This is a genomic window from Pseudomonas hamedanensis (genome assembly GCF_014268595.2).
GTDB lineage: Bacteria > Pseudomonadota > Gammaproteobacteria > Pseudomonadales > Pseudomonadaceae > Aquipseudomonas > Aquipseudomonas hamedanensis.
Map to the genome: position 1 here is coordinate 1,799,737 of NZ_CP077091.1, position 19,024 is coordinate 1,818,760.

Consider the following 19,024-nt stretch of genomic DNA (forward strand, 5'->3'; position numbering starts at 1 on the left):
TGGCAAAATCGGCACCATGACTTCGCTCCCCAATCTCGATCACCTTACCCCTGAACAACTGCGCGCTTTGGCGGCGCAGTTGATACAGCGTGTCGAGACACTCGACCAGCAAGTCGAGACGATGGGCAAGACGGTCGAGACCATGGGCAAGAAGATCAACCGCGACCAGACGATTATCGAGAAACTGACCCATGAGATCGCGCAACTCAAGCGCTTGAAGTTCGCCAAGCGCAGCGAGCAGTTGAATCCGCAGCAGGCCAGCTTGCTCGACGACTTGATCGATACCGATATCGCGGCGATTGAAGCTGAGCTTCAAGCCTTACAAACAGCTCCCACGCCGACCGAGAAAAAGCAAAAGCCCAAGCGCACCGCGTTGCCGGCAGAATTTCCACGCACATTGATCCATCACGAACCGGACAACACCCACTGCCAATGCGGCTGTGCACTCAAACGTATCGGTGAAGACATCAGCGAAAAGCTGGACTACGCGCCCGGTGTGTTTACCGTTGAACGCCATGTCCGTGGCAAGTGGGTATGCGATGACTGCGAAACGCTGATCCAGGCACCCGTTCCGGCGCAGGTCATCGACAAGGGCATCCCGACTGCCGGGCTACTTGCCCACGTCATGATCGCGAAGTTTGCTGACCATTTGCCTCTTTACCGTCAGGAATCGATTTTCGGTCGAGCGGGCTTGGCGATTCCACGTTCAACTTTGGCTCAATGGGTTGGCGTGACTGGTGTGCAGTTACAGCCTCTAGTCGATGCGTTGCGCGACGTAGTGCTCGGGCAGCAGGTCATTCATGCCGATGAAACGCCGGTGCAGATGCTCGCTCCGGGTTCGAAGAAAACCCACCGCTCTTTTGTCTGGGCCTACGCCACCAGCCAATTCTGCGAAACGACAGCGGTTGTTTACGACTTCAGCCCCAGTCGCGCCGGTGAGCATGCTCGCAACTTCCTGCAAGACTGGAGGGGCAAGCTGGTGTGTGATGATTTTGGCGGTTACAAGGCCAGCTTCGAACTCGGCGTGACCGAGATCGGCTGCATGGCCCATGCGCGGCGAAAGTTCTTCGAACTACACGCCACCAACAAGAGCATGCTCGCCGAGCAGGCCCTGCGCTATATCCAGTTGCTGTACGAAATCGAAAGTGAAATCCGCGACCTGGAGCCAGATATACGCCGCCAAATACGGCAAGAAAAAGCCGTAGCGGTGATGGATACGCTGCATGCCTGGATGATCGCCCAGCGTGAGCTGGTGCCCGAAGGTTCGGCGATCAGCAGAGCACTGGATTACAGCCTGAAACGCTGGGCAGCGCTATCGCGCTACCTGGATGACGGGGCCATACCCATTGACAATAATTGGTGCGAGAACCAGATCCGACCTTGGGCGTTGGGTCGCAAAAACTGGCTCTTCGCAGGGTCGCTACGCAGCGGCAAACGAGCGGCGGCGATCATGAGTTTGATCCAGTCTGCACGGCTGAATGGTCATGATCCATATGCTTACTTGAAGGACGTCCTCACGCGCCTGCCGACGCAGCGGGCGAGTGAAATCGATCAGTTGCTGCCGCATAAGTGGCAACCGGTTTAATTAAGCAAGATATGATGCTAGGACGCATGCCTAGAGGCGGCTATTTCGATTGATCAGCAAGCCGCCGTGAAAATCTCTTGTTTTTTGTGGAGCCCGATGTTGGCGGAATACTCGGTGCATACGAGCCCTTGGCTGAACGCTACATCGCTGACCAGCTGCCGGTTGGACAGGCTGTTGCAGGAGTCTGCCAGGTAGGCTTGCAGCGCTATCCATTTAGCTTCTTCGATCTCGGCGGTGTCCAGTACGTTGATACGCTGCGTCAAGGCCGTCATTCTGCAGATAAAGTGAATGTTCGATTTGCCAAATTGGTAGGGGTGTTTGGTGGTAAACGCCACGATGGATTCGCACTTCGATTCGATCCCAGTCTCCTCCAGCACCTCGCGCTCGATCGAATCCTGAATTCGCTCGGCGGCGTCTACATGGCCCCCCGGTAGCTTGAACCCGGTGGTACCTCGCTCCCTTATGACGAGGAGTTCCCCAGCGTCGTTAATGACGATGGCGCCCGCCCCTACGGTATGGGTGGGTATGAATGGGACGAATGCCTGCTCGAATGGGCGGCGCACTAGGGTCAGCTGATCTGTCAGACAGCTATGGAAGGAGAAACCGGCGGCGGTGAAGACCGGAATGCCTTGAGCGTTGCTGATCGGCAGTGTGACCCAGGCCAGAGCCAGGCGCTCGTGCTCGATGAGGGCGACTAACGCGTCGACGGCGCCACACAACGCTTGCGGGTCGTCCGGCAGCGAAGCGGCGTCGACAATGACGCCGTTGAATCTGTCCCGTTTGAATTCCACGGTTCACCTTTGGATTGGTCGATCTGCCGACATTGTAGTGAGGTGGGCGTTGCTTTGCGAATGATGGATGCCAGATGGACGCACCTCTCCTTGTGGTATTACCGAGCTTCCATTACTGCTGCGTAACCGTCTGGGCAGTACACCTTCCTAATGCCATCGCTTACTGCGATGGTGGGCACCTAAATTTGAATGCAAAGGATGTCTTTGTTCGCAGAGTGGCTAGATGACTTCGCCGGACGGATACTCCGCGGCTAGAAGCACGCGTTTCTTATCGAACGTCAGAAGCAATGCAATGCTGCTTCTGTTGGGTACCGATGTGTCAGACACAAAAGTCTCCCCACCATTAAAAAAGAACTTCTTCGGAGGCCATGTATCACCGCGCCCTAATAGGTCGCCAGGAGCAGATTCCGGCTCCGGTGGAGGTAATACAGGATTGGTCCAATGCCTCGCCAGAGCCGTCAATCCATCCTGGTCCGGCGACAGCACTCTTACATCAAGCCCTCCTCGCAACGAGACTGCATGTGAAGACTGAAGAATGGCACCACGGTCCTTGTCATTTTCCTGCTTGCGATAAACTGCATTCGACGCAAGCTTACGACTGCGAATCAACTTGGACAGAGCGTCGCCCTCACGCGGCCCCAAGAGGTCCGGAGGCGCAAGGTGATGATATCCGTTGAACCACACCTCACGGATTTGAAGCCATGGAGGGGGGTTATTGAGCAACTCAATCACACCTTGGATGTGGTCGAGATCATAGTGGGTCACGACCAGCGCCTCCAACCATAGCTGTGCGAAGACGACGGAAAACCATGAAGCAGCAGAATGGTCGGTTTATGAGGATTGCTAGCCTCCCGATAAAACATTTTGTTGCCAGCGACCATGATGAACCGGTAGTGAATATCAGCTGCCGTCGCATGCCCGCCCCACGCGAGCATCAGTCCGAGCGCCAAACATCTTGCACTTGCAATGAAACCGTGATAGCGCATGCGCGCTCCTCTCGTGGGCGTATTTACTGATGAGTATGTGGCCGCCTGATCAATGCCACGGAAGGTCCTGTGTTCCTCGTTCGCAAGAAAATCCAGGGGAATCGGCGAACCACTCTTAGAGGTTTGGAACCAGCACAATGACGCCTTGAACTTCCCTTCGCTCCAATAAGGCGTGCGCCAGGCCCGTTTCGCTCAAGGGTAACGTCGCGCCGATGACTGGTCTGATCACTCCGCCTGAAACGCCGTCAGCAAGGAATTGCAAAGCCTCGCGGATCAACGTAGGGCGCTGGAAGAACGTCGGCAGGTACATGCCGGTCAAGGTTTGCGCTTTGGCCATCAACCGACGAGGCGCCAATGCCTCGCCTGGCCCCCGCGTGGAGCCCACCACCACACAACGTCCCAGCATGGCGAGACACTCAAAATTCTGATCGAACACTTCGCCGCCGATGGTTTCGAGGATCACATCAACTCCACGCCCCTCGGTCAGTTCAAGCACCCGCTCCGGCCACTGGGGAGTGTCGTAGCTAATGGCATAGTCGGCTCCGAGGCTGCGCACGAATGCGCGTCGACTTTCAGTGCTGGCCGTACCGAAAACTGTCTGTGCGCCCATGGCTTTTGCAATCTGCACAGCCAGACTGCCAAGCCCCCCGGCGGCGCCTTGGATCAAAACGCTTTCACCTGACTGTAAATGCGCGCATGTGCGTAGAGCGAGGAACGCAGTCACCCCCTGACAAGGTAAACCCGCCATGGCGACGTCGTTTACCGACTCATCCAGCATTACCAGCATGTCAGCACGGGCAATAGCCTGCTGTGCGTATGCGCCCTTGGGCATCAAGGCCATGACCTTGCGCCCGACAACGGCACGGTCAACGCCCGCTCCTGTTTTTGAAACGCGTCCGACCACCTGAAGTCCGGCTACATGCGGCAGCGTGACACCACCAACGCGTGTTTCGGGCCGGTTATACATGCCTAACCGTTCACGAATATCCGGAAAATTCACCCCAATCGCGGAGGTTTCTATCAATACTTCTCCCGGCCCCGGCACGGGCGTTGGCAAGTCGACGTACTCGAGTACTTCGGGGCCGCCGAAGCTACGGAACTGAATCGCTTTCATAATCTGAGATCCTGGATTCTTCGCTCGTCAGATCTGTAGACGCAGGCCTGACTTGGAGCCTAATCGGTGGTGCGGCATGTACTGCCGACCAAATCGTCAGTGCATTGCTTCGATTACTTCACTCCATTGAGAAACAGCGTGGCGTGTTTCAAAAATAGATCCGGGTATTGATAGATCGCGCCATGGTTTGAATCCGGGTAGATAACCAACTGGGCGTTGGGCAAACTCTGCTGCAAGGTCACGTCATTAACTGTGTAGAAGACGATGTCATGGCTGCCAGCGACTACCATCGTCGGTTGCTTGATGCCTTTCAGGTAGTCGTTGGCGTTACCGGCTGGCGCTCCCCAACCAGCGATGGCGGCTGCTTGTGCGGGTGCAGTCTTGCTATCGACATCAACATCGCGATTGACCCTACGTGAGCGCAGACGGGTAAGGAATTCATGTCCGGCGGCCTGGCTTTCTATGGTCTGGGTAAAGAAAACGTCCAGCAGCAGTTCATCCGGTACCGCACGCTTTTTCGCCAGGTAGCCCTGAAATTCCGGCGTCAGCGAGTCCATACCAACTCCACCGCGAGGTGATGAACCGACCAGAATCAGACGACGCACGAGGTTCGGATGATCAAGCGTCACTTGCTGTGCGATCAGACTGCCCATGGAAAAGCCGAGCAAGTCAGCCTTTTTCACGTTCAGTGCCTGCAGCAGGCCGGAGGCATATTTGGCCATGCCTTCGATGGTGTTCGGTACTTCACCGCTGGAACTGGCGACGCCGGCATTGTCGAAAAGGATAATTTCACGATCACGGGCAAAACCGTCGATGACTTTGGGATCCCAGCTGTCTAGGTTGCCAACGAAATGCTGGAGAAATACCAGTGGCACGGCACTGGGTTTGCCGAAGCGACGATATGCCAGGCGCGCACCCTCGACTTCGATAAACTGGGTCGGAGCGGTTTGATGGGTGTAGCTATGTGCAGCTTTTTTTTCTGCTGGGGTGCTGCTGGCCTGAACAGTCAATGTCGAGCACGCAGTCGTCAGCGCGACGATGGCCAGGGTATGGCGCATCGCCCATCGGATGTTGAAAAGGGTCATATAGAGCCACCTTAAAAAAAACGAGTAGGTTTAGGTCCGCCCTGACTGTTTTCAGTTGGGGCAGAGCAAGGATCAGGCGGGATTTTTTACGCTTGGGCGTTGCTGCACTTTCGCCTGCCAGGCCAGGAGCGCGCTGCACTGATTGGGGATTGCAATACTGGCGAAACCGGCGAAGATCAGCCCGGCATACACCGTGATGTCGGCCATGGAAAATTGCTCACCGGCGATGTATGGCTGACTACGCAAGAGCTGATCGAAGTAGTGCATGCCGGCAACTGCTTTGTCGCGCTGACGGTTGCCCCACTCGATACGACCTTCCCATTCAGGACTCTTGTAGGGCTGCAGCGCGGCACCGAGCCCCGGCGTAGCGTGGTGGAAGTAATAGCCGACCGGATCCGCCAGCTCGGACTCCGCGCGCTTTTGCATCATGTGGATAATGGCCTTTTCCTTCGGCGTCTTGCCGGTGAGAATCGGGTTGCCGTCCAGATTGTCCAAGTATTCGGTGATTGCGGTACATTCGCTGATGTTGGTGCCGTCATCCAGCTGCAGAACTGGGACGGTACCCAGCGGGTTGATCTCCAGGAATGCGGGTTGCTTGTGTTCCGCTGCGAGCAGGTCGATCTTGCTGAACTCTATTTGCGAGCCCAGCCCTTTTTCGGCGAGAACAATACGAATGCGCAGCGGGTTAGGAAAACCAGGGATATCAAAAATCTTCATACGAGCTCCACAACTATCTATCTACCTATCGATAGGTATAAGCTACGGCAAGAACATTTTCACTGTCAACGTCTATCTATCGATAGGGAGATTTATTTGTGACGACGGATACACGAGAAACGATCATGTCGGCTGCCCGAAAGATGGTGCAGACCCGGGGCTACAACGGCTTAAGCTTTCGTGAGCTCGCCAAGGAAGTCGGCATCAAAAGCGCGAGCATCCACTACCACTTCCCTACCAAAGGCGACTTGGGCGCGGCTTTAGCCAAACGTTACACGGAGGATGGGCTTGAATACCTTGCTGGCTTACGGGCCGATTCCGACGAGCTGAATGTGTGGATCAAGGGCTACACCGACATCTTTCGCCTGGCGCTGGTCAACGACAATCGCATGTGCCTGTGCGGGATCATGTCTGCCGAATACGATGACTTGCCACCAGAGGTAAGGACAGAGGTCGACGGTTTCACCGAACTGAATGTGCGCTGGCTGACGGAAGTGTTGTCGGTTTGCCGGCCACAGCTGAGCCTTGAGGAACGACAGGAACAAGCGCTGGCGATCTATGCGGCTGTGGAGGGAGCTCAATTGATCGCTCGGGGGCGGGCTGACATCAGTGTCTTTGACAGAACAATCGCGACGTATCGCTCGGCAGGCCTATTACCTTAAGTTGCCGCAGTTCTCGACACGCCTTGCCTGTGGAGTCCAGACCAGCAGCGATGTGTGAGCAATCGCTGCTGGAATCATAATGACGAACGATCAGGCGAGGTAAACGCTGCACCTTCTCTGAATCGCTTCTGATATTGTGCCAAAGATTCCGCCAGGGGTTTCGACCGGTATATCAATAAACGCTCGCGACCCTGCCGTCACCGCTGTCCCAACCACCACCCAACGCTTTATAGATCGCGACGATGCCACGGTACTGATCGGTTTCACCCAGTGCCTGAGCATCTTCGGCGTTGAGCCGCTCGCGCTGCGCATCCAGCAGCACCAGATAATCCACGGTTCCTTCCTTGTACTGGATGGCCGCAAGGTCGGCAGCGGCGCGGCTCGATTCGCTTTGTTTGATCAACGACAACAAGCGTTGTTGGCGTTTGCCATAGTCGCTGAAGGCGTTTTCAGACTCTTCCAGCGCCAGCAGCACTTGCTGTTCGTAGGTCGCCAGCGCGCCTTCAGCATTGGCGTCGGCGCCGCGAATGCGCGCCCGCACGCTGCCCAAATCAAATGCTGCCCAGGTGATGCTCGGTCCCAGACTCCAGGCCTTGGCGGCACTGGAACCAATCTGCGAACCACGGCCGGCGGTGAAACCAAGGAAACCGCTCAGGCTCACGCGCGGGAACAAGTCGGCGGTGGCCACACCGATATCCGCAGTGGAGGAAGCCAGCCTGCGCTCGGCCGCGAGCACATCCGGGCGCCGACGTAGCAGCTCGGCGGGATCACCAATTGTCAGCGCTTTGGCGATGGCTGGCAACTCGGCGGGGGTCAACGACACGCTCAACGTATCCGGACGCTCACCAAGCAGCGTGGCGATGCGGTTTTTCTGCCGCACCTGCTCCGCTTGAAGTTGCGGCACCGTAGCCTCGACCGCCGCCAGACGTGCATCGGCGCGCACTACGTCGAGTTCATTACCCACACCCGCATCGCGCAGACTGACCGTCACGCTGCGCGAATCCTGCTGGTTCTTCAGGTTGGCCAGGGCGATCTTTTCCCGCAGTTGTGCGCCGCGCAATTGGCCATAGGCGTCCACCAACTCGGCAATCATCGTCACGCGCAGTTGATACAAGTCTGCGGCGGCAGCATCTTCCTGAGCGTCGCTGGATTCCAGTTGGCGCTGGATGCGACCGAACAGATCGACTTCCCAGGCCATGTCGAGGCCAAGATCATAGCGTTCCTGATTGACGCGGCTTTCGGTCTGACCGGGCACTTGGCCCTTTCCTTGTTGGCTGCTGACGCGGCTGGTAACCACCGGCAAATTGTCGTTGCTGACGTCGTCCCGAATCGCTCGGGCCGCTTTCCAGCGGGCGAACGCCACCCGCAGATCGCGGTTGCCTTCCAGGGATTTGCTCACCAACTGGTTGAGCGTGGGGTCATCGAATTGCTGCCACCACACCGTTTCAAACTGCGATTGATCGTAGTGCCCGCCCTGGATCGACACGATAGTGGCCGGCGCGGTGTCAGGCGTCTTGTAGTCGGGACCGACTGTACACGCGGCGAGCGCAACGACCAGAAGGCTGGGAAAAAAAAGCTTCAAGGTGTTCATCAGTGTGCCTCCGGATGCAATGCGGTTGTTGGGTGAACCTTGGCGACCTTGCGTGCGTTTTTGCGCTCAATGGAGCGACGAATCAGCACGAAGAACATCGGCGTCAGCAGCAAGCCGAAGAAAGTTACGCCGAGCATCCCGGAGAACACCGCAACCCCCATCGCCCGGCGCATTTCGGAGCCGGCACCGGTGGACGTCACCAGCGGAATCACACCCATGATGAAGGCGAACGAGGTCATCAGGATCGGCCGCAACCGCATGCGGCAAGCCTCCAGCACCGCATCCAGCGGCGACATGCCCTGCTCCTGTTTGTCCTTGGCGAACTCGACGATCAGGATCGCGTTCTTGCAGGCCAGACCAACCAGCACGATCAGGCCGATCTGGGTAAAGATGTTGTTGTCGCCCTTGGAAATGATCACCCCGGCAATCGCCGACAGCAGGGTCATCGGCACGATCAGGATCACCGCCAATGGCAAGCTCCAGCTTTCATACAGCGCCGCCAGCACCAGGAACGCCAACAACACGCAGAGCGGGAACACCAGCAACGCGGTGTTGCCGGACAGGATCTGTTGGTAGGTCAGGTCGGTCCATTCGTAGGTCATGCCATTCGGCAATTCTTCTTTCAGCAGTTTTTCAATCGCCGCCTGGGCCTGGCCGGAGCTGTAGCCTGGCGCAGCGCTGCCGTTGATTTCGGCGGTGACGAAACCGTTGTAGTGCGAGACGCGGTCAGGCCCCGAACTAGGGCTGATCTTGACGAAGGTGGCCAGCGGGATCATCTCGCCGCGGTCGTTGCGCACCTTCAATTGGCCGATCTGTTCCGGCTCCTGGCGGAACTGTTGTTCGGCCTGTACGTTGACCTGGTAGGTCCGCCCGAAACGGTTGAAGTCGTTGGCATACAGCGAGCCCAGGTACACCTGCAACGTGTCGAAAATGTCGTTGATCGCCACGCCGTGGGTCTTGGCTTTTTCGCGGTCAATGGCGGCTTCGATCTGCGGCACGTTGACCGTGTAACTGGTGAACAGGTTAGCCAGCTCCGGAACGCTGCGGCTCTTGTTGATGATGTTCATGGTTTCTTTGTACAGCTCGTCGTAACCCAGGTTGCCCCGGTCCTCGATCTGCAAACGGAACCCGCCGATGGTGCCCAAGCCTTGCACTGGCGGCGGCGGAAACACCGCGATGTAGGCGTCCTGGATGCTGCCGAACTTGGCGTTCAGCGAAGCGGAAATCGCCCCAGCTGACAGGCTCGGATCCTTGCGCTCATCGAACGGCCGCAAACCGATGAAGGCGATGCCGGCATTCGGACTGTTTGTGAAGCCGTTGATCGAAAGGCCCGGGAAGGCCACGGCGCTGTCGAAGCCCGGTTCGTTCATGGCGATGGTGCTCATGCGCCGGATCACGTTTTCGGTGCGATCCAGGCTGGCGGCGTCCGGCAATTGGGCGAAAGTCACCAGGTACTTCTTGTCCTGGGTCGGCACAAAACCGGTCGGCGTGGTGCTGAAGCCCATGTAGGTCAAGGCGATCAGACCTGCGTATATCAGCAACGCCACGCTGCTGCCGCGAATGATCTTGGCCACGGCAATCACATAGCCATGGCTGGCCTTATCGAAGAAGCGGTTGAAAGGTTTGAACAGCCAGCCACCAAGCAGGCGATCCAACACTTTGGAGAAACGGTCCTTCGGTGCGCCGTGTGCCTTGAGCAACACGGCGGCCAGGGCCGGTGACAAGGTCAAGGAGTTGAACGCAGAGATCACCGTAGAGATCGCAATCGTCAACGCAAACTGCTTGTAGAACTGCCCGGTCAAGCCGGAAATAAAGGCTGCGGGTACGAACACCGCACACAACACCAGCGCCGTGGCAATGATCGGACCGGTCACCTCGCCCATGGCTTTTTTGGTCGCCTCGACCGGTTCCAGCCCCGACTCGATGTTCCGTTCGACGTTCTCCACCACCACGATCGCATCGTCCACCACGATCCCGATCGCCAGCACGAGGCCGAACAGCGACAGCGCATTCAACGAGAAGCCGAACAGGTGCATCACGGCAAACGTACCGATCAGCGACACCGGCACCGCGACCAGCGGAATGATCGAGGCGCGCCAGGTTTGCAGGAACAGGATCACCACCAGTACCACGAGAATCAATGCTTCGAACAGGGTGTGAACCACTGCCTCGATCGAACTGCGTACGAAGATCGTCGGGTCATAGACAATTTCGTAGTCCATGCCTTCCGGGAAACTCTTCTTCAGTTCCGCCATCTTCGCCCGCACCTGGTTGGAGATGTCGATCGCATTCGAGCCCGGACGCTGGAAGATCGGCATCGCCACCGCTTCCTCGTTGTTGAGCAAGGCGCGCAAGGCGTATTGGTTGGAGCCCAACTCGACCCGGGCGATGTCTTTCAGACGCGTGATCTCGCCATCCGGACCGCTGCGGATAATGACGTTCTCGAACTCTTCTTCACTGACCAAACGCCCCTGGGAGTTGATCGACATCTGGAAGCTCGTGGCATTCGGTGCCGGCGGCGAACCCAGTTGTCCTGCAGCGACCTGACGGTTCTGCTCGCGCACCGCGTTAACTACGTCGGTTGCGGTCAGATTGCGCGAAGCGGTCTTGTTCGGATCGAGCCAGATACGCAGCGAGTAATCACCGATACCGAACATCTTCACATCGCCGATACCGTCGAGGCGCGACAGCTCATCCTTGACGTTGAGGATCGCGTAGTTCGACAGGTAGAGCATGTCGTAGCGCTTGTCCGGTGACACCAGATGCACCAGCAAGGTCAGCTCGGGAGAAGCCTTGTCGACGGTAATACCTATGCGCGTCACTTCCTCTGGCAGCTTGGGTTCGGTGCGGGTCACACGGTTCTGCACTTGGACCTGGGCGTTGTCCAGATCGGTGCCCAACGCGAATGTCACGGTCAGGGTCAGTCGGCCGTCAGCGGTGGATTGCGAGGACATGTACAACATGTTCTCGACGCCGGTGATCGCCTGCTCCAACGGCGCGGCCACGGTTTCACCGATGACTTTCGGGTTGGCGCCGGGGTAGTTGGCGTGGACCACCACGGTCGGTGGCACCACTTCCGGGTATTCGCTGATCGGTAACTGGAACAGCGAGATGGCTCCGGCGATCAGGATCAGCAGCGATAGCACTGCGGCGAAAATCGGCCGCGTGATAAAGAACTGGGAGAACTTCATGTCAGTGCTCCTTATCCGCGAGGTGCAGCGGCAGATTCAGCATTCACCAGCGCAGGCGATTTAGCTGAAGCCGGTTGATTGGCGGCTTCGATTGCCTGACGCTGGCGAGCCAGTGTGGCGACCGTTTCCGGGCTCGCCATCGGCGCGTCCTGCGGATCGATCAAAGCACCTGGGCGGACGCGCTGCAGGCCGTTGATGACGATGCGATCTTCTTTCTGCAAGCCGCTGCGCACGATGCGCAGGCCTTCCAGTTTCGGCCCCAGATCAACGCTGCGATAAACCGCTTTGTTGTCCTGGCCGACCACTAGCACGAATTTCTTGCCGAGGTCGGTGCCGACCGCTTCGTCTTTGATCAACAGACCGGGATACGCAGCGCTACCCACCAGTTTCAAGCGCGCATACAGACCAGGGGTGTATTGACCGCCAGCGTTATCAAAAACCGCACGGCCTCGGATGGTGCCGGTTTTCGGGTTTACCTGGTTGTCGACAAAATTCATCTGCCCAAGGTGCGTGTTGCCCTCCTCGTTCGAAAGCCCCATGTAGACCGGCGTGGTCTGGCCGCGCTGGCCCTGGCGGGAAAGCAGGCTGTACTTGAGGAACATGCGTTCGTCAGCATCGAAGTATGCGTAGACCTTGTCGGTGGAGACCACGCTGGTCAGCGCGGTCGTGTCGGCGGTGACAATGTTGCCGGCGGTGATTTCCGCGCGGCTGACACGACCGGTGATCGGCGCCGTGATGCGGGTGAAGCTGAGATTTAAACGCGCCAGATCCAGCTGCGCCTGAATCGCATCGACACCGGCCCGGGCTTCCTGCGCCCTGGTCGTGCGAGTGTCGGCGAGCTCGGCAGAGATCGCGTTGCTGCTTAACAGACGCTGTCCGCGTTGCGCTTCGTTGCTAGTGCGGATCAGCGTGGCGCGTGCCTGTTGCAACTGCGCCTCGATGCGATGCACTTCATGCTCGAACGGACGTGGATCAATCTGGAACAACAAATCGCCCTTCTTAACCAGCACACCATCGGTAAAAGCAACGCGTTCGATCTGGCCCGACACCCGTGGGCGAACCTCTACGGTTTCTGGTGCTTCCAGGCGAGCAGTGACTTCATCCCACTCGGTGATGGGTTGCTCAAGCACTTTCGCGACGGTAACGTGCGGCGCCCCGGGAACCTGAGCGGCATCGGGTGTGCGTTCACACGCGGCAAGCGCTACCAGCGCCAACGCGGCAAGGGGATAACGCAAAGGTTTGAGTGACTGTTCCATGGGTCGTGTCCGCCAGACGGTTTGGGAATTTGCGGATTCTCGGCCTCGCACGAGGTCACGACGAATCGAAGGGAGTGAAGTTGGCTATCACTAATAATGATAGTCATCATATTTAATGACAAAAAAAGGGATCAGCCCGGTTAAACCCTGGTGTCGGCGATCGCAGTACACACGCAATCCAACGCTGGCCCGAGCGTCTGTGCAGCACGCAATGCACGAGAGGTGGGCACCATTCGACGACCGATGCGCTCGAACAGAGGGTCGTTGAACAGCCTGCGCAAACGCACCAGCGCTGCGCTGACCGCTGGCTGACCAAGAGATAATTTTTCAGCGGCGCGGGTGAGGTTGCGCTCCTGAATAAGAGCTTCGAACACCACCAGCAGATTCAGATCGACACAGCGCAGATCATTACGTTTCATGGGGCCGGTCCACCGGGAAATTATTTGACTTGAGCTAAAGCCATGGGATCCGCGAGACTTCTACAGATGCCTAGACAGCCATTGCAGCAACTTTATATGACGAATATCATGAAAGCCAGCCCAGCAACATCGTTATGTCCAGGCGATGCCAACCTGGCCACAGGAGCAATTTCATGAAAGTGACGAAAGACCAGGCCGCCGCCAACAAAGAAGCCATCCTTACTGCAGCGTCACGGCTGTATCGGGAAAAAGGCATCGACGGAATTGGTATCGGCGAGCTCTCGCGCTCAGTTGGCCTGACCCATGGCGGGTTCTACGGACAGTTTCCGGGCGGCAAGGAACAGCTCGCGTCAGAAGCGGTCAGCCGTACATTTGAATCAAATATTCAGGATTGGCAAAATGCCAAATCTATTCCCGAGCTCGTCAAGACGTACCTGACACAAGCGCATCTGGATAACTGGACCGAGGGTTGCCCCATTCCTGCATTAGGTGCGGATGTCGCGCGTACCGGTGGCACGGTCAGCAGCTCTTTCACCAGAGGCGTCGAGCATTTGATCGATACCCTGATGGCGTTGGTCGAAGGCGCAAATCATGAAGAAAAGTACCAAGAGTCACTACGCATCCTTTCATCGATCACCGGGGCGATGCTCATTGCCAGAGCGCTGGATAGCCATGAACTGTCTGAGCAGTTTCTACAATCGGTCATTAATGCCTGGCCTGTCACTCCCACAAAAAAAGAGCGGGCTGCTAAGCGCCGCTCAAAGGATGAAGACTGACTTACTGTTAGCAAGGGCTTCGCTATTCCGAATATGTGTGGAACGCCCCCTTTCATTTCTACTCGACGATGGCAGGTCTTACGCTTGCTTTAATTGGGGCATGTACTTGGCAAGTTGAGCAGGATCAGTAATCGGTGGGTTAAGCCTCGTGTTGATGGCTGAACCACCTATGAACCGCTCGAAGACTTTCCAGCCGTGTTCAGTTCGACGCAAGCGATCCATCATTGGCGAGTAGAGCCAGATGGCAGGCAAATCATCGGGGCTATCGATGGCTTGGCCATCTCCCAGTATCGCGGCCGACTCTGGCGTCGCGTAGCGCACCAGCAGATTCTGATAGCGCACCACGACGCCGTCTTCATCCGCATCGACAATGTGGTTGGTGGCGTGTCGGCTGACGCCAGGAATCAGATACGGATAGTCCTTCTTGAAGAACTGGCGAATCTCATCGTGGCCACGAATGGTGCCATGGAAGTGGTACGCGACGGCGTCCGGTAGAAAAGCATCGACCATTGCCTCCACATCCCAAGTCTCGAACCACCAATTGAGCCTGTTCACGAAGTCGATCGCACTGATTCGCTCCGCTGGATCGACAGCGCTCTTGGACGGAACTCTTGGAAAAGCTTTCATGAGTACTTCCTCATTTCTGGGTAAGAATCATATGTGCAATTACACACCAAACACGCAAAAAAATTTATTCGCCACCGGCCTGCTGAAGAAGTGAGTTACGAATCAGAACTGCTGCGACCCCGCCGATTTGATCCTCACGCTCACGCTGCGCGGCTTTCCAATAGGGCTCGGCCTCCGCCAACTTCGCTCGTCCTTGCGCAGACAGCGAGAGCCTGATGGCAGAACGCGGCCCTTCGACATGGCTAGCGACATAACCTTCGTTCTGGAGTGGCTTCAGTGCTCGAACCAAGGTAGTTCGCTCCATGACCATTACCTCAGCCAATTCGGCGATCAGAATCCCGGGGTGCTCATTGATCAACGCAAGAGTAGAAAACTGCGAGGCAGTGAGACTCGCAGCAGACAGATGCCGATCGTAGAGGCGGGTCAGCAGACGCGCATGGCGTCTGGCGGCGAGGCAATGACAAAGGTCTGCGCCATGGGGGCTTTTCATGACGACCATCATATGTGTAAATACACACCAGTCAAGTACAAATTGAGGCAGTGAGGCTGTGCTCGGCGCCGCCGAAATTCTGAGAGGTCAGCGAAATTGCTGAAACCGTCATACATCGTCCTTCGTGGACGCATTCGCGTAGCCAATTTTACGAGGTTAGAATTTTATGTCTGAGATACGGGAGCTTTATGGCGCATCAACGGGGAACAGTGTGCGAGCTGCAATCGCCTTGACTGAGGCGGGCATAGAATTTACCCCGAGGTGCCTTGACCTTCTCTCTGGTGATCAGCGTACCCCAGAATATCTGGCGCTTAACCCATTAGGTAAGGCCCCGACATTTGTAGATCACAGCGTCTCACCTCCCCTTATAATCAATCAGTCAAATGCCATTATTCAATACGCTGACGAACACGCCCCTGGTCGGTTGTCACCCAGAGGGCCGAGCGCTCAACGGTATCGGGTCTATGACCGATTTTATTTCTTCGTCACGGATGTTATCGCCCCAAGCCACGCTGCTTTTTTTTTGCGTCAGATAGGGCAGCAAAATGCATCTGCACCATTAAGCCGACGAGCGTTGGAACATCTGATGGCGGCAGAGGCATTCCTCGAGAGCGAGTACATAGCCGGTGATGCCTTTTCAATGGCCGATATTTCTGCGTTTACCTTTACAAGATCGGTGCGCGACCAGATTCATTGGGAGAAGTGGCCCCGCATGGCACGCTGGCTGGCGTTGATAGCCGCCCGACCTGCAGTGAAGCTGGGCATGCAGGCATTTGAATCCAAGCCGTCATCGTGAGAATGATCCATCAACCCGCCGACTTTGTCTTCGGACCCTCGTTAGGCGTGCGGTGTACTCATTCCGGTGGTTGCCAGCCCTCTCGTTAGATTGCTGACGTCCTGTCCGTCCCCACCTACTTCACCTGCTCCCCTAAAACTTACGTTCTTAATTTCCTAGAGCTGAAGAATTCGTTGACAAACATGATACGCATCATATAACCATATTACAGCCATCATACCAACCATGGCCATTATGCAGTCGAAAACCAAAAGAGCGAGAAGATCAATGACTAGCCCCAACATACTCGTTACCGGCGCCAGTGGTTTTACCGGCCGGAGAACCGTTGAAATATTGCGCCAGAAAAAACACGCGGTACGTGCGCTCGTCCGCACGAACGATGATCGAGCGGCCAGCCTGCGCCAATTGGGCGCCGAGGTTGTAGTTGCGGACCTGCTGGACTTGAACGCTGTTCGAGCAGCGCTTGAAGGCATCAAGCGAGCTTATTTCGTTTACCCAATCGCACCTGGCTTGATTGAAGCGACTGCCCACTTCGCTCTCGCTGCGAAGGAAGCCGGGGTAGAGTCAGTTGTAAACATGTCTCAAATTTCGGCACGTCGCGTGGCCAAGAGTCACGCGGCCCTTAATCACTACACAGCCGAGCGAGTGTTTGACTGGTCGGGCTTGGATATGACGCACTTGCGACCGACTTACTTTGCGCAGTGGTTGATCTACCCGCACTGGCGTAAACATATTGTTGAACACAGCGAGATTCGCCTGCCGTTTGGTTCAGGGCGTCACGCCCCGATCGCAGCAGAGGATCAGGCTCGGCTGATCGCGGCCATCTTGGAAAACCCGCAGCCTCACAAAGGCAAGACGTATCCGCTTCACGGTCCGGTCGAAATGAACCAGCATGCCGTGGCTGACGAAATCGGTAAAGTATTGGATCGGGAGATCAAGTACGTCGCGATAACACTGGATCAGTACCGCCAGGAAATGCAAAGCGATGGCCTTCAACCTTTCCTCATCCAACATCTACTGGAAGTCGCCAAGGACTACCAGCATGGAGTGTTCGAAGGTGAAGATTCGATTATTGCCGAAGTCACCGGACAGCCACCGATGACAATCGGCGCATTCGTCACTTTGCACAAGGAACTGTTTACCAAATAAAGCTTTTTGACAGGTGGCTGCGGATGCCTGCTTGGTCTTAATGAAGCGGAAGTTCGTCGCCACCCGCATACGGTGAACAGCAGTACGTTTCGAAACGGGGCTTTCGGCCATAGGTAGCCGTTCGCAAATGGGCCCTACACCAGAGCTAGCAGGGAAGATAGTCAAAACGGCCAGCAGTGAAGTTGGCGCCTAACGTGTTGGCTATTTGCTCTAGGAATGCGCCACCGTCTGTTAGGATCTCAGCTTATTGACGGAACAGGGGTGCGGTGCGTGAGCAAGTATAGTGCAAGCGTCGACAGCGTTCCCAAGGGCATATTGCTAATCAGCGCTGCTGTCTTCCTCCTTTCTCTGGCCGATGCAGCGATCAAATATTTCAGCGCCAGACTACCGCTCTGGCAGTTGTTCCTCATCGTGTCCTGCCTGTCGGTTCCGACCCTTGGAGCCTGGCTCGGCAAAGACATCAAATCAGGTCGACACGCTATTGCTTCGGTGTTTTGGGTAACAACCAGGAGCATTCTGCTGTTGTTAATGTGGGTAACGTACTACTCGGCATTACCGTTGATCCCGTTATCAGTGGCTGCTGTGGCGATCTACACGACTCCTCTTTTCATAGCTCTTTTCTCCACCCTTTATGGAGATGAGCCGTTATCGCTGCGTGGGTGGGTTGCTATGGGGATAGGCTTCGCGGGTGTCGCCACAGTGTTACGCCCAGGATCAGATATTTTCGTTCTTGCAACCCTGCTCCCTGTCATTGCGGCTGTTTTCTATGCGCTCGCGATGGTTGTGACACGCCGACATTGTCGCAAGGAACATCCACTGATATTGGCGCTGGGGTTGAATATCGCTTTTCTTGTCGCCGCCGTCATCGGAGGTATCCATCGCATCGCTAATGGTCAGTGAGTCCACTGTCACTGGTGCCGCGTTTTTACTCTCTCCATGGCAGACGCCTGGTTGGCAGGAGATGCTTTTTATCTTCTGTTACGCGTGCACTCTGATTTTCATAAATACCGCTACCGCCAAAGCCTACCAAGTTGCGCCTCCAGCACTTATCGGAACTTTCGACTATGCCTACCTGGTTTTTGCCTGCCTTTGGGGTTATTTACTGTTCCAGGAGGTGCCAGAAATTTTTACATGGGCCGGAATTTTTTTGATTGTCATTGCCGGTTTGCTGATTTTGCGTGCCCAAAAATGTAATCCATAGGCGGTTATTGGCCCAGAGACGTCGTTCGTGAGCGGTAGCTTTCGGCCAGAAGTGGAGGTTCGATCGAATGACCCTCAGTTGTAAACGCGCTTGGTTCAGCGACTTTCGGTGGCGCTTTGGAGATACGGAGACGGCTGACCTACCCTCTCAGCGCGCACTGTCATACGAAGTGCTTACGTGTTTCCGTGAAACGAGCCGTTCCGTAGCTGATGGTCGGTAATACTCCCGCAGACCTCGCGTAGGCGTTCAGATATCTCATTGCCCGCACGTCAAGCGTCTTGCCTACGTTCTCTTGCATGAATCGCCTGCTGATGAAATACCGGCCACAGGCGTTACATTCAATACTTACCCAGTCCCCGGCAATAGATCGACACTCTGCATTTTCCCAACATATCCAGCACATATACTTCATAAAATTGCCCCTCCGTGACCAGTGGATTGCGCTAGAAAAAAGCAGGTTCAATGCAGAGGGGCGACTGGAATAACCGCCTGTCGGTTTGTATTCGCAGTTGAGGGACCACCGCTAAGGCCGAAAGCGGTCAGTCCAGAATGTCAGCACGCTTGATTGCAAGAGATGGCTCCTTCACT

The 19,024-nt window shown here is 56.3% G+C and carries 19 protein-coding genes; 7 read left to right on the forward strand and 12 right to left on the reverse strand.

All coding sequences use genetic code 11. The features are described from left to right. Positions 1-16 precede the first annotated feature (16 nt). A complete protein-coding gene (gene tnpC, locus HU739_RS07700) occupies positions 17-1,585 on the forward strand; it encodes an IS66 family transposase (RefSeq protein WP_186552460.1) in 1,569 nt (522 codons plus the stop codon). 53 nt (positions 1,586-1,638) lie between these two features. On the opposite strand, the gene HU739_RS07705 is transcribed toward tnpC, so the two are convergent. The 6 genes from HU739_RS07705 to HU739_RS07730 form a co-directional block, all read right to left on the reverse strand. Next, on the reverse strand, positions 1,639-2,376 hold the full coding sequence (locus HU739_RS07705; RefSeq protein WP_186552459.1) for an NUDIX hydrolase: 738 nt from the start codon (positions 2,374-2,376) through the stop codon (positions 1,639-1,641). Positions 2,377-2,595: 219 nt separating this feature from the next. Next, the gene (locus tag HU739_RS07710; protein WP_186552458.1) at positions 2,596-3,141 is read right to left on the reverse strand and encodes a ComEC/Rec2 family competence protein; all 546 of its coding nucleotides are present in this window, start codon (positions 3,139-3,141) and stop codon (positions 2,596-2,598) included. Further along, entirely contained in the window at positions 3,138-3,362 is a 225-nt protein-coding gene (locus HU739_RS07715; RefSeq protein ID WP_186552457.1) for a hypothetical protein, read from the reverse strand. The genes HU739_RS07710 and HU739_RS07715 overlap by 4 nt, the downstream gene beginning before the upstream one ends. A gap of 115 nt (positions 3,363-3,477) precedes the next feature. Further along, entirely contained in the window at positions 3,478-4,476 is a 999-nt protein-coding gene (locus tag HU739_RS07720; RefSeq protein WP_186552456.1) for a quinone oxidoreductase family protein, read from the reverse strand. Between the two features lie 113 nt (positions 4,477-4,589). Next, positions 4,590-5,561, reverse strand: a complete 972-nt coding sequence (locus HU739_RS07725) for an alpha/beta fold hydrolase (RefSeq protein ID WP_186552455.1) — start codon at positions 5,559-5,561, stop codon at positions 4,590-4,592. A gap of 72 nt (positions 5,562-5,633) precedes the next feature. Further along, positions 5,634-6,278, reverse strand: a complete 645-nt coding sequence (locus HU739_RS07730) for a glutathione S-transferase (RefSeq protein WP_186552454.1) — start codon at positions 6,276-6,278, stop codon at positions 5,634-5,636. 125 nt (positions 6,279-6,403) lie between these two features. Between HU739_RS07730 and HU739_RS07735 the strand changes: the two genes are divergently transcribed. After that, the gene (locus HU739_RS07735) at positions 6,404-6,940 is read left to right on the forward strand and encodes a TetR/AcrR family transcriptional regulator (protein WP_186552453.1); all 537 of its coding nucleotides are present in this window, start codon (positions 6,404-6,406) and stop codon (positions 6,938-6,940) included. Between the two features lie 172 nt (positions 6,941-7,112). Here the strand turns inward: HU739_RS07735 and HU739_RS07740 are convergent, their stop codons facing one another. The 4 genes from HU739_RS07740 to HU739_RS07755 form a co-directional block, all read right to left on the reverse strand. Then, the gene (locus HU739_RS07740; RefSeq protein ID WP_186552452.1) at positions 7,113-8,531 is read right to left on the reverse strand and encodes an efflux transporter outer membrane subunit; all 1,419 of its coding nucleotides are present in this window, start codon (positions 8,529-8,531) and stop codon (positions 7,113-7,115) included. Next, positions 8,531-11,722 carry an efflux RND transporter permease subunit gene (locus HU739_RS07745; protein WP_186552451.1) on the reverse strand — a complete coding sequence of 1,064 codons (3,192 nt, stop codon included), beginning with the start codon at positions 11,720-11,722 and terminating at the stop codon, positions 8,531-8,533. The genes HU739_RS07740 and HU739_RS07745 overlap by 1 nt, the downstream gene beginning before the upstream one ends. Before the next feature lie 11 nt (positions 11,723-11,733). Continuing rightward, positions 11,734-12,978: a multidrug efflux RND transporter periplasmic adaptor subunit MexE gene (gene mexE / locus HU739_RS07750; protein WP_186552450.1), complete on the reverse strand. Its 1,245-nt coding sequence runs from the start codon at positions 12,976-12,978 to the stop codon at positions 11,734-11,736. 140 nt (positions 12,979-13,118) lie between these two features. Beyond that, entirely contained in the window at positions 13,119-13,397 is a 279-nt protein-coding gene (locus HU739_RS07755) for a LysR family transcriptional regulator (RefSeq protein WP_093101805.1), read from the reverse strand. A gap of 173 nt (positions 13,398-13,570) precedes the next feature. On the opposite strand from HU739_RS07755, the gene HU739_RS07760 reads away from it, so the two are divergent. Then, positions 13,571-14,173: a TetR/AcrR family transcriptional regulator gene (locus tag HU739_RS07760; RefSeq protein WP_186552449.1), complete on the forward strand. Its 603-nt coding sequence runs from the start codon at positions 13,571-13,573 to the stop codon at positions 14,171-14,173. Positions 14,174-14,251: 78 nt separating this feature from the next. Here HU739_RS07760 and HU739_RS07765 read toward each other — a convergent pair whose 3' ends face one another. Together HU739_RS07765 and HU739_RS07770 are read right to left on the reverse strand one after the other, a co-directional pair. Then, positions 14,252-14,800, reverse strand: a complete 549-nt coding sequence (locus HU739_RS07765; protein WP_186552448.1) for a nuclear transport factor 2 family protein — start codon at positions 14,798-14,800, stop codon at positions 14,252-14,254. A 64-nt stretch (positions 14,801-14,864) separates the two neighbouring features. Continuing rightward, entirely contained in the window at positions 14,865-15,290 is a 426-nt protein-coding gene (locus tag HU739_RS07770; protein WP_225922818.1) for a MarR family winged helix-turn-helix transcriptional regulator, read from the reverse strand. A gap of 166 nt (positions 15,291-15,456) precedes the next feature. On the opposite strand from HU739_RS07770, the gene HU739_RS07775 reads away from it, so the two are divergent. The 4 genes from HU739_RS07775 (at position 15,457) to HU739_RS26995 (ending at position 18,436) form a co-directional block, all read left to right on the forward strand. Next, the gene (locus HU739_RS07775; protein WP_186552446.1) at positions 15,457-16,086 is read left to right on the forward strand and encodes a glutathione S-transferase family protein; all 630 of its coding nucleotides are present in this window, start codon (positions 15,457-15,459) and stop codon (positions 16,084-16,086) included. Positions 16,087-16,353: 267 nt separating this feature from the next. Further along, entirely contained in the window at positions 16,354-17,235 is an 882-nt protein-coding gene (locus HU739_RS07780) for an NmrA family NAD(P)-binding protein (RefSeq protein WP_186552445.1), read from the forward strand. A gap of 270 nt (positions 17,236-17,505) precedes the next feature. Beyond that, a complete protein-coding gene (locus HU739_RS07785) occupies positions 17,506-18,135 on the forward strand; it encodes a DMT family transporter (RefSeq protein ID WP_186552444.1) in 630 nt (209 codons plus the stop codon). Then, positions 18,125-18,436 (forward strand): EamA family transporter, encoded by a 312-nt coding sequence (locus tag HU739_RS26995; RefSeq protein ID WP_407681948.1) that lies wholly within the window; start codon positions 18,125-18,127, stop codon positions 18,434-18,436. The genes HU739_RS07785 and HU739_RS26995 overlap by 11 nt, the downstream gene beginning before the upstream one ends. The last annotated feature ends 588 nt before the right edge of the window (positions 18,437-19,024 follow it).

Coding starts and splice junctions, on each gene's coding strand:
- tnpC (WP_186552460.1), top strand. CDS start 17: ATGACTTCGCTCCCCAATCTCGATCACCTTACCCCTGAACAACTGCGC.
- HU739_RS07715 (WP_186552457.1), bottom strand. CDS start 3,362: ATGCGCTATCACGGTTTCATTGCAAGTGCAAGATGTTTGGCGCTCGGA.
- HU739_RS07720 (WP_186552456.1), bottom strand. CDS start 4,476: ATGAAAGCGATTCAGTTCCGTAGCTTCGGCGGCCCCGAAGTACTCGAG.
- HU739_RS07725 (WP_186552455.1), bottom strand. CDS start 5,561: ATGACCCTTTTCAACATCCGATGGGCGATGCGCCATACCCTGGCCATC.
- HU739_RS07730 (WP_186552454.1), bottom strand. CDS start 6,278: ATGAAGATTTTTGATATCCCTGGTTTTCCTAACCCGCTGCGCATTCGT.
- HU739_RS07735 (WP_186552453.1), top strand. CDS start 6,404: ATGTCGGCTGCCCGAAAGATGGTGCAGACCCGGGGCTACAACGGCTTA.
- HU739_RS07740 (WP_186552452.1), bottom strand. CDS start 8,531: ATGAACACCTTGAAGCTTTTTTTTCCCAGCCTTCTGGTCGTTGCGCTC.
- HU739_RS07745 (WP_186552451.1), bottom strand. CDS start 11,722: ATGAAGTTCTCCCAGTTCTTTATCACGCGGCCGATTTTCGCCGCAGTG.
- mexE (WP_186552450.1), bottom strand. CDS start 12,978: ATGGAACAGTCACTCAAACCTTTGCGTTATCCCCTTGCCGCGTTGGCG.
- HU739_RS07755 (WP_093101805.1), bottom strand. CDS start 13,397: ATGAAACGTAATGATCTGCGCTGTGTCGATCTGAATCTGCTGGTGGTG.
- HU739_RS07760 (WP_186552449.1), top strand. CDS start 13,571: ATGAAAGTGACGAAAGACCAGGCCGCCGCCAACAAAGAAGCCATCCTT.
- HU739_RS07765 (WP_186552448.1), bottom strand. CDS start 14,800: ATGAAAGCTTTTCCAAGAGTTCCGTCCAAGAGCGCTGTCGATCCAGCG.
- HU739_RS07770 (WP_225922818.1), bottom strand. CDS start 15,290: ATGAAAAGCCCCCATGGCGCAGACCTTTGTCATTGCCTCGCCGCCAGA.
- HU739_RS07775 (WP_186552446.1), top strand. CDS start 15,457: ATGTCTGAGATACGGGAGCTTTATGGCGCATCAACGGGGAACAGTGTG.
- HU739_RS07780 (WP_186552445.1), top strand. CDS start 16,354: ATGACTAGCCCCAACATACTCGTTACCGGCGCCAGTGGTTTTACCGGC.
- HU739_RS26995 (WP_407681948.1), top strand. CDS start 18,125: ATGGTCAGTGAGTCCACTGTCACTGGTGCCGCGTTTTTACTCTCTCCA.